General features: G+C 71.1%; 10 protein-coding genes. 5 read left to right on the top strand and 5 right to left on the bottom strand.

All coding sequences use genetic code 11. The annotated features are described in order from the left end of the window. Positions 1-1,143 precede the first annotated feature (1,143 nt). On the top strand, positions 1,144-1,878 hold the full coding sequence (locus tag AB0M54_RS30340) for a hypothetical protein (RefSeq protein ID WP_364475067.1): 735 nt from the start codon (positions 1,144-1,146) through the stop codon (positions 1,876-1,878). 40 nt (positions 1,879-1,918) lie between these two features. Here AB0M54_RS30340 and AB0M54_RS30335 read toward each other — a convergent pair whose 3' ends face one another. From AB0M54_RS30335 to AB0M54_RS30320, 4 genes are read right to left on the bottom strand one after another with little or no spacing between them, the layout of a single operon-like run. Then, positions 1,919-2,749 (bottom strand): carbohydrate ABC transporter permease, encoded by an 831-nt coding sequence (locus AB0M54_RS30335; protein ID WP_364475194.1) that lies wholly within the window; start codon positions 2,747-2,749, stop codon positions 1,919-1,921. Between the two features lie 50 nt (positions 2,750-2,799). Beyond that, the gene (locus AB0M54_RS30330; RefSeq protein ID WP_364475065.1) at positions 2,800-3,705 is read right to left on the bottom strand and encodes a sugar ABC transporter permease; all 906 of its coding nucleotides are present in this window, start codon (positions 3,703-3,705) and stop codon (positions 2,800-2,802) included. Further along, positions 3,705-5,117 carry an N-acetylglucosamine/diacetylchitobiose ABC transporter substrate-binding protein gene (ngcE, locus tag AB0M54_RS30325; protein WP_364329025.1) on the bottom strand — a complete coding sequence of 471 codons (1,413 nt, stop codon included), beginning with the start codon at positions 5,115-5,117 and terminating at the stop codon, positions 3,705-3,707. Before ngcE ends, AB0M54_RS30330 begins: the two co-directional genes overlap by 1 nt. A 10-nt stretch (positions 5,118-5,127) precedes the next feature. After that, positions 5,128-6,879, bottom strand: a complete 1,752-nt coding sequence (locus AB0M54_RS30320; protein ID WP_364475063.1) for a serine hydrolase — start codon at positions 6,877-6,879, stop codon at positions 5,128-5,130. 244 nt (positions 6,880-7,123) lie between these two features. On the opposite strand from AB0M54_RS30320, the gene AB0M54_RS30315 reads away from it, so the two are divergent. Further along, on the top strand, positions 7,124-8,287 hold the full coding sequence (locus AB0M54_RS30315; RefSeq protein ID WP_364475061.1) for a DUF1343 domain-containing protein: 1,164 nt from the start codon (positions 7,124-7,126) through the stop codon (positions 8,285-8,287). A gap of 107 nt (positions 8,288-8,394) precedes the next feature. On the opposite strand, the gene AB0M54_RS30310 is transcribed toward AB0M54_RS30315, so the two are convergent. Continuing rightward, positions 8,395-9,537, bottom strand: coding sequence for a BadF/BadG/BcrA/BcrD ATPase family protein (locus AB0M54_RS30310; protein ID WP_364475059.1), 1,143 nt, complete (start codon positions 9,535-9,537; stop codon positions 8,395-8,397). Between the two features lie 38 nt (positions 9,538-9,575). Here AB0M54_RS30310 and AB0M54_RS30305 point away from each other — a divergent pair, with 38 nt between their 5' ends. The 3 genes from AB0M54_RS30305 (at position 9,576) to AB0M54_RS30295 (ending at position 12,042) form a co-directional block, all read left to right on the top strand. Then, complete coding sequence (locus AB0M54_RS30305) at positions 9,576-10,454, top strand: MurR/RpiR family transcriptional regulator (RefSeq protein ID WP_364329013.1); 879 nt, start codon at positions 9,576-9,578, stop codon at positions 10,452-10,454. Next, positions 10,451-11,350 carry an N-acetylmuramic acid 6-phosphate etherase gene (gene murQ / locus AB0M54_RS30300; protein ID WP_364475057.1) on the top strand — a complete coding sequence of 300 codons (900 nt, stop codon included), beginning with the start codon at positions 10,451-10,453 and terminating at the stop codon, positions 11,348-11,350. The genes AB0M54_RS30305 and murQ overlap by 4 nt, the downstream gene beginning before the upstream one ends. Before the next feature lie 131 nt (positions 11,351-11,481). Next, on the top strand, positions 11,482-12,042 hold the full coding sequence (locus AB0M54_RS30295; protein WP_364329007.1) for a DUF3455 domain-containing protein: 561 nt from the start codon (positions 11,482-11,484) through the stop codon (positions 12,040-12,042). Positions 12,043-12,204 lie beyond the last annotated feature (162 nt).

The raw sequence follows: 12,204 nt of genomic DNA, 5'->3' as shown, positions 1-12,204 counted from the left end.
TGGCCATCCGTGCTGGCCATCCGTGCTGGCCATCCGTGCTGGCCATCCGTGCTGGCCATCCGTGCTGGCCATCCGTGCTGGCCATCCGTGCTGGCCGGGCTGCGCTGGTGCCCGTCGTCGTTGTGGCCGGCGGAGTGTCGGCGCTCGCTGCGTGCCCGCCCTCGCGTCGGTGCCTCGCGCTGGTCATGGGAAAGCTGGGCTGCCAGGCGCCCGGACTGCCCACTCACGCCCGCTGCCGCCACCCACCCAAGACGCCCCAAGCAGTGGTAGGTCCTGCGGTGTCCTGGTGAGATCGGCGCGTTCATGTCCGGCCCGTGGGGCGGCGATGCCGTGCTGGGCTACCGCCGTTCGTGGCGGTGGTAGGCCTGGGCGGTATTCGGGGCCGCGATGCCGTGCTGCTCTACCACTGTTCGCGATGGTGGTAGGCAGGACGGCGCGCCGCTCGCGTGTCTGTTGTTGCGTGCCAGGCCTCGCGAGTGAGCGGCGGCAGCGAGGACGGGCGGGCAGCTCGGGCGCCTGGTGCGCTCGAAGCTCAGCGGCCGGCGGCTTCGAGGTGGCGAAGCAGCGCGTGGACGACGCGCGGCGCCCGACGGTGTTACCGCCCGGCAGGGTCCGCTCGCTGATCGCTGTCGAACGGCCGCGGCAGGGTAGGTCCGCGAATAAATCTGTGCCAACTTCCGGAGGCGCTTCACGGCGCGATTCACCCCGGGGAAGCCGAGTACCGCGTGTGTTGCCGATGTCGCGCGCGGTGGGAATGGTCTTGATTACAAGGTTGTGTATTGCACGTAACATCGTGATCGATTACTGAGCGTTACCGCATAACGCGTTATGCAGATCACGTCGGATGGGGCCGTTAGACATATCACTTTCGCGACCGTGTGCGTTTGTGCGCGTCGCTTTGGGTCACCGGGGCAGGCCTCCGGCCGGGGCCTTGCGGAGGGTGATTCAAGCATGGTGAGCTGCTCAAACGCGCCTTTCGAGTGGGCCCGCGACGCGGTTTTCGGCATCGACCGGCAGAAATTCGGGGGTGATGCGAAATCGGTCCGGATGCGGTTGGATAAGCGTACTTACCGGTGAGTACTGAACCAGTCACGGCTGTTATGCGTGATCACTGAGAGGTACAGCGAAGGAGGAGGGGACTTGATGTCGGACTCGTTCGGAGGGTTCGGGCCCGGCCCAGTGTCCAGGCCGGAACCGGTCGAGCCGCCGCAGCGGTCGGGCGGGGCTCGTGTCCTGCTGTGGATTCTCGTGATCGTGGTGATCGTGGGCGTGGCGCTGACCGGTGGGGCGTACGCCGCGGGTCTGATCGGCGGTGACGATGACCCGGCGGCCGCGCCGAGCAGCCCGGCGCCCACCGGCGTCGCGTCGGCCAAACCGGGCAGCGGCGGCACGGCGGCCAGCACGTCCGGCGCGGGTGACAACGCGAACGGCACGATGACGGTGGCGCTGCCGGCCACGCTGGGCGGCGTCAAGCCGTCGCGGGCCGGCGACAAGGGCAAGAACAAGCCGGCCGCGTCGCCCGACCTGTTCCCGGTCACGGCGCGGGCCGAGGGTGTGTTCGGCGACGACGCGCAGCGCAACATCGTCTACGTCTGGGCCGTGTCCGGCTCCAGCACGTCCGAGGCGGAGCGGGGCGCGCTGTTCAGCTCCGAGATCGACAAGCGCTTCAAGACCGGCACGATGCTGTCGGTCGAGCCGGGCCCGCTCGGTGGCACCGCCCAGTGCGCCGACGGTAGGTGGAACGGGCGCGCGGCCGCCGTGTGTGTCTGGTCGGACGGCTACTCGAACGGCGTCCTGGTCGACAGCCCGGGCAATCCCGAGTCGCTGGCCGGCAAGCTTCCGGCCCTGCGCGCCGAGGTGGAGCGCCCCGCGGCCTGACCGGTGAGACCTGCCGCGGCGGGTCGGATGCGCGGCGGTCTCAGCGCATCTGGCCCGCCGCGAGTCCGTTCTGGACCTGGCGGTGGAAGATGACGTACCCGATCAGGACCGGAAGCATCGCGATCGTCATGCCGGCGAACAGGCCGCTGTAGTCGCCCTGGTAGCCCTCGTTGACCGCCAGCGCGGTCAGCCCCTGCGCCAGCACCCAGCGCTTCTCCGCCCCTTCGCCCTGCATCAGCACGATCGGCAGCACGTACTGATTCCACTGGAACAGGAAGGTGAAGATGGCCACGCTGACCAGGCCGGGTCGCGCCATCGGCAACATCACCTGGAAGAACAGCCGGAAATGGCCGCAGCCGTCGACCATGGCGGCCTCGGCGACCGAGGTAGGCAGGGTACGGAAGAACGCGGTCAGGAAGAACACGGTGAACGGCAGCGAATAGGCGGCGTACACCAGGATCAGCCCGGGAAGCGTGCCCAGCAGACCCAGATTGCGCACCACGAAGAACAGCGGCACCAGGGCCAGGAAGACCGGGAACATCATGCCGCCGACGAACACGAAATAGACCAGCCGCGCCCCGCGGAATCGGTAGCGCGCCAGCACGTACGCCGCCATCGCCCCGAACAGCATGGTGAGCACGAGCGCGCCGGACACGACGATGGCGCTGTTCAGGAAATAGCGCCCGATGTGCGCCGCGCCCCACGCCCGCGCGAAATTCTCCCAGCGCAGGTCGGACGGCAGCCCCCACGGGTCGCTGAGGATCTCGCTGTCACTCTTCAGCGAGCTGACCAGCGCCCACGCCAGCGGCAGGGTGGTCAGCACCGCCCAGCCGATCAGAAATCCGTGCGACAGAATCGAAAGACCGGCGATCCGAGGGGTACGCCGGGAAGGCGCCGAAGTGGCCGGAGGGGAATGGGCCGTCACAGTTCCACCCGTTCGCGCCGCGTCACTCGCAGGAAGACCGCCGCCACCGACAGCGTGAGGAAGAACATCGCCACGCCGATCGCCGAGGCGTACCCGAATTGGGATTCGTTGAACGCGGTCTTGTAGAGCCGCAAACCCACCACGTCGGACGAATAGCCGGGCCCGCCGTTGGTCACGATCTGCGCCACCGCGAACGCGTCGATCGCCAGGATCGCGAGATAGACCCAGGCCACCTGGATGCTGTCCCAGACCAGCGGCACCGTGACGCGGAACAGGGTGGCCCCGCGGCCGGCGCCGTCGAGCAGCGCCGCCTCGTAGATGTCCCGAGGTATCGACTGCATCGCGGCGCTGAACAGCACCACGTAGAAGCCGACGTTGCTCCACAGCAGCACGACGGCCAGGCACCAGAACGAGAACCGCGGGTCGCCGAGCCACGGCTGGGCCAGCGCGTCCAGCCCGACCGCCCGGAGCGCGCCGTTGATCAGGCCGCTGTTCGGGGCGTACATCTCCTTCCACAGCACGCCGACGATGGCCACCGACAACACCTGCGGGAAGAAGTAGACGATGCGGTAGAGGCCCGCGCCGCGTACGCCGTGCACCCCGGCCCGGTCCGTGCGGCCGCCCACGCTGATCATCGAGGCCAGGAACAGGCCCAGCACGATCGTCGCCACGGGCAGCAGCGCCAGCAGGATCGCGTTGTGCCGCAACGCGTTCCAGAACGTGCCGTCACCGATCAGCCGGCGGAAGTTGGCCAGGCCGACGAAGTCGAAGTCGGGCGCCAGGCCACCCCAGTTCGTCGCCGAGATCTGGAAGGCCTGGGCGTACGGCGACACCACGAAGATCGCGTACAGCAGCAGCGGCGGGATCAGGAAGGTGGCGATGAACAGGCGCTTGCCGCGCATCAGGCCCGCTTGTACTTCTTGATGGACGAGTCCTTCGCGATCGAGTCGGCCGCCTGCTGGCACTTGTCGACCCACTGGGCGGCGGTGACGCGCTTGGCGAACAGGTCGGCGGTGGCGGCGTTGACCAGTTCGCGTTCGAGCTTGCGGTAGAACGCGTTGTACAGCCAGTTGAACGTGCCGGTGTCGCCCGCCGTCTCGATCATCTTGGTCACCGAGGTGAGGCCGGGGCCCAGTTCGATGCCGTCGCTCGACCCGGCGACCACGGTCAGGCTGCTGACCTTCTTGGTGAAGTCGGCGGCGCCCTGCTTGGAGAGCATCACGCGCAGGTACTCCAGGCCGCCGCGCGGGTTCTTGGCCTTGGCCGGCACCACGAACGGCTCGCTGCCCGTACCCCGGAAAGCCTCGAAAGGCAGTTTGTCGGCGGACGAGAGGCTGGGTGTGGGGTGCGCGGACATGGCGAAGCCGGGCGGCGTGACCTTCTTCTGCTCGTTCTCCAGCCACGAGCCGCACGAGATGAACGCGGCCTTGCCGTTGCACCACTCGGTCTGCGCCTGGATGTGGTCCATGCCCTCGGCGCCGGCCTGCACGAACCCGTCGGCCGCGAGCTGCGACCAGGCGTCGGCGGCGGTCTTCACGGCGTCGTGCTTCCAGGCGTTCGGCTCGAGGTTGTCGATCGCCTTGAGCACCTCGACGCCGCCCAGCTTGGCCGCCGAGGCGAGGATCGGCCAGCTCATGTAGCGCGCGTGCACGCCGGTGTAGGTCCACGGGGCGATCCCGGCCTTCTTGATCTCCCGGCACAGCGAGATCATCTCGTCCCAGGTCTTCGGGTACTGCCAGCCCCGGGCCTGGAAGAGCTTGTCGGACTGCCAGATCGCGTACGCCGAATAGGCGTAGTTCAAGGACAGGAACTTCCCGTCGTACGAGCCCAGCTCGGCGATCCCCGGCCGCAGCGTGTCCTTGACCTTCTTGGCCGGGTCGTCCAGGCTCGGCGCCTCGAGCAGGTCGCCGAGGTCGGTCAGCGCGCCCTGGGACACCAGCCCGTTGAAGTCGATCTGGTTGCCGCCGGAGTTGTTGACCACGTCGGGCGGGTCACCGGCGACGAACCGCGGCTGCAACGTCTGCGAGATCTGCTGGGTGGCCGAGTGCTTCACCTTCGACCGCGGGTGCCGCTGCTCGTACATGGTCTCGTGGGCCTTGGCGTACTCCTCGCCGAAGCCGCCGTTGAAGATCACCACCTCGAGCGGCAGATCCTCCTTGACCCCCAGCGGGTTCTGCGAGTTGACGTCGCCCTTCTCGCCGCCGCCGGAGTCGGAGTCCCCGCCGCCCATCGCGCAGCCGCCGAGCAGGCCCAGCGCACCCGCCGCGGCACTGCCCCGCAGCAGCCCGCGCCGGCCGAAAGTCGTCCCTGACATATCGCCGCTCCTAGGAATTCGTGAGGGCCCATCCGTCCGCGCGGAAGCCGTCGCCCCGGAACAGCGTCGCGCCGTGATCGTCGACGAGCACGCGGTCGACGTAGACGCCGCGGCCCTGTGAGCTGACATCGGTGGTGTAGCCGAACCGCACGTGCGTCACGCCGGCCGGGAGGGTGGCGACCAGCTGCCACCAGGTCCGGCCGCCGAAGCCGGTGATCGTGCCGGTGCTGTCGTACCGACCCTTCTCGCTCCGGAGGCGGGCCGGCAGCGGCGTCCAGGTGGCCCCGTCGGCGGAGGTCTCCACCCGGACGACGTCGCTGCGCGGCTCGGTGTCGTACCAGAGCTGCGCGCTGAGGACGGCGCCGGCCCGGGACGGGCTCTTGAGCGGCGCTACGAGAGTGGTGGTCGTCAGGTCCTTGTTGAAGGCTCGCCACGATGTGCCGCCGGACGGCGGCCGGACCGGATTCGCATCGGCGAACGCCGCCGCCAGCGCCCGCCGGGCCACGTTGTTGCTGCCCCAGTTCCGGTCCGGGTGCACCCGGTTGCTGAACACGATCAGGAACGAGTGGGCCAGCGGGTCGATCACGATGGTGGTGCCGGTGAACCCGGTGTGCCCGAAGGCCACCGGCGACGACAGGCCGCCCATGTACCAGTGCTTGTTGAGCTCGAAGCCCAGCCCGCGGTCGCTCTCCGGGTAGGCCGTCTCGAGCCCGGCGTTGTAGTTGACCAGCGCCGCCCGCACGGTGCTCTCGGCGAGGATCCGCTTCCCGGCGTACGTGCCGCCGTTGAGCAGCATCTGGCAGAAGACCGCCATGTCGTCCACGGTGGAGAACAGGCCGGCGTGCCCGGCCACGCCGCCGAGGCTCCAGGCGTTCTCGTCGTGCACCTCGCCCCAGACCATGCCGCGGTTCACGTACGGCTCGTATTCGGTCGCGGCGATCCTCGGCTTCTTCGCCTCGCCCGGGTTGTAGCCGGTGTCGGTCAGGCCCAGCGGCGCGATCACGGCGTCCTGGACCGCGGTGGCCAGGCCCTTGCCGGTGACCCGCTCGACCAGCACGCCGAGCACGATCAGCCCGATGTCGGAGTAGACGTACTGCCCGCCCGGCGTCGTCCCGGCGGTGACCGGCGTGGTGATCGCGGCCCGCAGGCGGGTCTCGGGCGTGGGGTACGAGCTGTAGAACGGCAGGAACGCCGGCAGCCCCGAGGTGTGCGTGAGCAGATTCCGTACCGTGATGGTGGGTTTGCCGAACTCGGGCACGTAGGCCGAGACCGGCGCGTCCAGCGACACCCGGCCCGACTCCACCTGCTGCAGCAGCGTGACCGTGGTGAACAGCTTGGAGATCGACGCCAGGTCCCAGATGGTGTCCGGGCGGGCCGGGATGCGCTGCTCCGCCGGCAGTTCGACGCCCTCGCGCGCGGGCGCCGGCCCGACGGCCGAGTAGCGGACCGCGTCACCGACCGCGAAGCGCGACACGATCACGCCGTGGTGGGCCGCGAGCACCGACGCGCCGGCGTACGCGGGCCAGGTGGGGTGATCGAGGGTCGGCGTGAGGTAGGAGGCGGCGATGGCCGGCATCGCGGCCACCCTGTCGGGTATCAGACCGACCTGCCGCGCGGTCCCGGTCCGCAGCACGTCGTCGCGGAAGTCGAGGTCGGCGGGCGTCACCGTGGGCGCCCCCGTGGGGTCGGCCGCCGCCGCAGGTCCCGCCGCGCTAACCATGGCGACGATCAGGCTGAGGGTCAGGGTGGTCGCTCGCCTCATCATTCACACCTCTCCATGCGTCGATAGGATGGAGCTTTCCTTCGGATTCTTCAAGTGGGGCGAAGGTTATTGCCATCAAAGCGAGACGAGGGGTACGGTCGCGGCCATGCGGTGGGGTGTCCAACTCGGCAGGCGCCGTCTGCTTGCAGCCGCCGGCGCGGGGGTGGCCGGTGGAGTGGCGGCGGGGTCCTCGCCTGCCGAGGCCAGACCCGGACTGATACCTCGGATACCGGTCCGGACCGGCATGGACCGCCTCGCCGCATCGGGTTGGGACGCCGTCCGCGGCGAACGCATCGGCGTGATCTCCAACCCCACCGGGGTCGACCGCGGATACCGGCACCTCGTCGACCGTATGCACGCCGATGGCGTGACGATCGGGGGCGTGTTCGGCCCGGAGCACGGCTTCCGCGGTTCGGCCCAGGCGGGCGGCAGTGAGGGCACGGGCATCGACGCCCGCACCGGCCTCACCGTCTACGACGCGTACGGCGCCACGCAGGCCAAGTGGGGCGAGATGTTCACGGCGGCCGGCGTCCGCACGGTGGTCTTCGACATCCAGGACGTCGGCGCGCGCTTCTACACCTACATCTGGACGCTGTACGACGCCATGTGCGCGGCCGCCCGCCTCGGCCTGCGGTTCGTGGTCCTCGACCGGCCCAACCCGATCGGCGGCCGGGCCTACGGGCCGATGATGACGCCCGGCTTCACCAGCGGCGTCGGGCGCAAGGAGATCGTCCAGCAGCACGGCATGACCGTGGGCGAGCTGGCCCGCTACTACAACGGCGAGCTGCTGCCGGCCGAGGCCGGGCGCCCGGTCCGCCTCGACGTGGTCGCCTGCCTCGGCTGGACCGGGCGGCTCCGCGCCGGCGACACCGACCTGCCCTGGGTGCTGCCCAGCCCGAACATGCCGACGCCGGACACCGCGGTGGTCTACCCCGGCACCGGGATGTTCGAGGGCGTCGCGTCGCTCTCCGAGGGCCGGGGCACGACCCGGCCGTTCGAGCTGATCGGCGGGCCCGGCTTCGACTACCACTGGTGCGACCTCGCCTCCTCCTACAACCTTCCCGGTGTCGAGTTCCGCGAGGCGTACTTCGTGCCCACCTTCAACAAGTTCGCCAACCAGACCTGCGCGGGCATCGAGGTCAAGGTCACCGACCAGGGCGCCTTCGACCCGATCCGGACAGCGGTCACGATGCTGGTCGCGGCCCGGACGTTCCCGGCCTTCGCGTGGCGCAACGACGGCGGCGCCCGGCCGTTCTGGATCGACCTGCTGACCGGCTCGACCCGGCTGCGCACCATGATCGACGCGGGCGCCACGCCGGACGAGGTCGTCGGGGCGTGGGGGCCCGAGCTGCGGGCGTTCGACGCGCGGCGGCGGCACTATCTGCTCTATTCGCGGCTGGGCTCGTGACCACGCCGCATCGCGGTTGTGGACAGGCGCCGGAAAACGTCGTACCCCCACGCTACTTTTGCGCCCACCCAGTGCCGGGGTGGGGGCGGGGGCGGCGCGCGCGAGGCTCAAAGTTGATCTTGGCTGGTCAGGCGGGCGTGGACGGCTCTCGGGGCGGGGGCGCCGGTCAGATGCGCGATCGCCATGGCCGCGGCGCCGCCGGCGCCGTCGCGGGCTTCGGACGGCTCGGTCGTGGTGCGGCGGCGGAGTCCTTCGCGCACGGCCCGCGCGACCGGGCCGGGGGAGAGCAGGACCGAGCCGGCCAGCACGACGGCGCTCTTCGGCGGGGGTCCGACCGAGTCGAAGGTGTGCAGCAGGCGGGCGGCCGCGTCGGCGCAGATCTGCCGGGCGACGGGGTCGCCCCGGTCGGCGAGAGCGCTCACCGCGGGCGCCAGGCGGCCGAGCTCGGCGGGTGGCCGGCGGAAGGCGTCGGCCAGGATCGCCTGGGCGAGATCCTCACGGCCGTCACGACCGGCGTCGACAGCACCCGGCGCGGCGGCGGGGTCGAGCGGGCCGGGCAACGCGTGGTCGGTGTCGAGCGGGTCGCGCGATGGGTCGGCGGCGTCGAGCGGGGGAAGCGGCGCGGCGGTTGTGATGAGCGGGGCGGGCGGCGCGGCGGCGCTGGTCAGCGGGTCGCGTGGTGGGGTGGTTATGGCGAAGAGGTCGCGGGTGGCGGGGAGCAGGGCGGTTTCGGGGCCGCGGCCGTCGAGGGCGGCCAGGCAGGCGCGCAGGGCGCGGAGGGCGATCCAGACGGCGGAACCCTCGTCGCCGAGCAGCCAGCCGTAGCCGTCGCAGCGGTGGGTCAGGGCGCCGGACTCGAAGCGGGCCGCCAGGGCGCCGGTGCCCGAGAGCAGCAGGGTTCCCTGCTGCTCCCAGGTGCCGGCGGCGAATGCGACTTCCAGGTCGGTGGTCGTAACCGGGACTCCCGGAAGGCCCATCGTGCGCCACGCTTCCACTGCGGCCGTACCGAAGACTCGTCGCCCGGCTCCGGCCGAACCGGCCGCGCCGAGAACGCCGAGCCGGACCATCGACGGGTCGGCGCCGGCCACGGCCGCGCCCAGCGCGCGCCGGAGGGTGTCGGCCAGGTCGCGGCCGCTGCTGTTGAGGTTGGCGCCACCGGCCCGACCCCGGCCGATCACGTGGCCGTCGGTCGTGGCCAGCACGCTGCGGGTGGTCGTGGCGCCCGCGTCGACACCCAGCACGAGGTCCATAGACTTCCGAACCTACCGACCGAAGGAAATCACTGTCCATGACCGACCGCTCACCCACCGCGGTGCGGGCGCGGGGCCTGCTGCCGTCGCTGTCGCCGGCCGAGCGGCGGGTCGCCGAGGTGATCATCGAGGAGGCGGCCACCGCGGCCCGGCTGACCATCAGTGACCTGGCCGCGCGGGCCCGGTCGTCGGAGACCACGGTGATCCGGTTCTGCCGGGCGATGGGCTTCAGCGGCTACCCGCAGCTGCGGCTGACGCTGGCCGCCGAGGCCGGGCGCGCCGCCGACCTGGCCGCCGACGAGGAGGCCATCGGCGGTGACATCAGCGAGACCGACGACCTCGGGCAGGTGGTGAAGAAGATCGCGTTCGCCGACGCCCGGGCCGTCGAGGAGACGGCCACCCAGCTCGACGTCGCGGTGCTCGAGCAGGTGGTGGCGCTGGTCGCGGTGGCGCGGCGGGTGGACATCTACGGTGTGGGGGCGAGCGCGTTCGTCGCCGCCGACTTCCAGCAGAAACTTCATCGGATCGGCCGGATCGCGTACGCCTGGAGCGACATGCACATGGCCCTGACCAGCGCGGCGCTGCTCGACGAGCGGGATGTCGCCTTCGGCATCTCGCACACCGGCACGACCGTGGACACGATCGAGGCGTTCGCCGAGGCCGGCAAGCACGGCGCCCGGACGGTCGCGTTGACGAACTTCCCCAAGTCGCCGATCACCCGGGTGGCCGACCTGGTGCTGACCACGGCCGCGCGGGAGACCACGTTCCGGTCGGGCGCCATGGCCAGCCGGCTCGCCCAGCTCACCGTCATCGACTGCGTCTTCGTCGGCGTCGCGCAGCGCACCTACCCGGAGACCCGGGCCGCGCTGGACGTCACGTACGAGGCGGTCCGTGGCCGGCACGTGAGGCGCTCATGACCGACCTGTCCCGCACCGAACAGCGGAACCCGCGCAGCATGGCCCTCGACCGGATGTCCACGGTCGACCTGCTGGCCCTGATCAACGCCGAGGACCGGACGGTGCCGCTCGCGGTCGCCGCGGTGCTCCCGCAGCTGGCCGACGCGGTCGACATGGCGGTGGCCGCGCTATCCGGTGGGTGCCGCATCCACTATGTGGGCGCGGGAACATCCGGCCGGATCGCCGTGCTGGACGCGGCCGAGCTGATCCCCACGTTCGGTGTCTCACCGGACCGGGTCGTCGCGCACATCGCCGGTGGCGTGCCGGCGCTGACCCGCCCGTCCGAGGCGGCCGAGGACGACGAGGCCGCGGGTGGTGCGGTGGCCGCCTTCGCCGCCGGCGAGGTGGTGGTCGGTGTCACGGCCAGCGGGCGTACGCCGTACGTGCGCGGCGCCCTGATCGCCGCCCGCGCCGCCGGCGCCGGCACCGTGCTGATCTCGGCCAACCCGGCGTCGCCGCTGGCCCCGCTGGCCGACGTGCACGTGGCGCCGGACACCGGTCCCGAGGTGCTGACCGGCTCGACCCGGATGAAGGCCGGCACGGCCCAGAAGCTCATCCTGAACGCCTTCTCCACGGCCACCATGGTCCGGCTGGGCCGCACCTACTCCAACCTGATGACCGACATGCTGGCCGCGAACGCCAAGCTCCGCGACCGCCGGCTCCGGATCCTGGTCGAGGCCACCGGCGCCGACGAGGAAGCCTGCCGGCGGGCGCTGACCGAGGCCGGTGGCGACGCCAAGGTCGCCGTGGTGACGCTGATCGCCGGGACCACGGCCGACCAGGCGCGGCAGGCCCTGGCGGAGACGAGCGGGCACGTCCACGCCGCCCTGACCTCCCTCAACGGCCACCACGCCTGACGTCTTCCATCAGATGTTGATTCACAGCGCGATCGGATCAACGGTGAGACAAGGATCGCGCTGATCGAACCTTGACGGGCCGCCGCCGTCGGTGGGGATCGCACGGGCAACCGAGAAACAAGGAGCACCCCATGACCCCAGGCCGGAGCACGGTACGTCGGCTCAGCCTCGCCGGCGCCGCCACAGTCGTGGTGGCGGCGGTCACCGCGGTCACCTTCAACGCCTCCGCGGCCGAGACCACCGCCCGACCGCGGCCGCACCCGACCACCACCCACGCCGCGTCCCCGATCGACCCGCCGGCCGGCCTCAAGCGGCTCAGCTCGTTCGACGTCGCCCGGGGCACCCAGACCTACACCTGCACCGGCGGCGTCTTCACCGGCGCCTCCACGCCGGAGGCGGTGCTCGTCGGCCGGACCGGGCGGCTGCACCACTTCGCCGGCCCGAGCTGGCAGTCGGAGCGGGACGGCTCGCTGGTCACCGCGACCAAGGTCGGCGAGCAGACGCGGCCCGGCACCATCAACGAGCTGCTGCTCCAGATCAACAGCCACAGCGGCGCGGCCAACGGTCAGCTCGCCAAGGCGCAGTACATCCAGCGGCTGCGCACCTCGGGCGGCGTGGCGCCGGCCGGGGCGTGCACCGACGGCGCCAAGGCTTCGGTGCCGTACAAGGCGACCTACGTCTTCTGGGGCTGAGAACGGGCTGAGAAGCCGGTTTGAACGATCACGGTCGCCGGCCGTTGTACCAGGATGCCGAGTCCCAATACGGCCCAGCTTCGGCTGGTGGGCTCGGCGCGCCGCCGACCGGCTGTCCGAAAGTCCGGCCGGCGGTCCTCCCGCCCGGCGTCTTTGATGTGC

It is taken from the genome of Actinoplanes sp. NPDC051470, assembly GCF_040682035.1.
Classification (GTDB): domain Bacteria; phylum Actinomycetota; class Actinomycetes; order Mycobacteriales; family Micromonosporaceae; genus Actinoplanes.
The sequence above is the reverse complement of the archived record's forward strand: the minus strand, read 5'-3'. Positions and strand labels throughout refer to the sequence as shown.

Bases quoted from the DNA above. Each gene is read 5' to 3' on its own strand.
- AB0M54_RS30295 (WP_364329007.1), top strand. From the start codon at position 11,482: ATGACCCCAGGCCGGAGCACGGTACGTCGGCTCAGCCTCGCCGGCGCC.
- AB0M54_RS30315 (WP_364475061.1), top strand. From the start codon at position 7,124: ATGGACCGCCTCGCCGCATCGGGTTGGGACGCCGTCCGCGGCGAACGC.
- ngcE (WP_364329025.1), bottom strand. From the start codon at position 5,117: ATGTCAGGGACGACTTTCGGCCGGCGCGGGCTGCTGCGGGGCAGTGCC.
- AB0M54_RS30340 (WP_364475067.1), top strand. From the start codon at position 1,144: ATGTCGGACTCGTTCGGAGGGTTCGGGCCCGGCCCAGTGTCCAGGCCG.
- AB0M54_RS30305 (WP_364329013.1), top strand. From the start codon at position 9,576: ATGACCGACCGCTCACCCACCGCGGTGCGGGCGCGGGGCCTGCTGCCG.
- AB0M54_RS30330 (WP_364475065.1), bottom strand. From the start codon at position 3,705: ATGCGCGGCAAGCGCCTGTTCATCGCCACCTTCCTGATCCCGCCGCTG.
- AB0M54_RS30310 (WP_364475059.1), bottom strand. From the start codon at position 9,537: ATGGACCTCGTGCTGGGTGTCGACGCGGGCGCCACGACCACCCGCAGC.
- murQ (WP_364475057.1), top strand. From the start codon at position 10,451: ATGACCGACCTGTCCCGCACCGAACAGCGGAACCCGCGCAGCATGGCC.
- AB0M54_RS30320 (WP_364475063.1), bottom strand. From the start codon at position 6,879: ATGAGGCGAGCGACCACCCTGACCCTCAGCCTGATCGTCGCCATGGTT.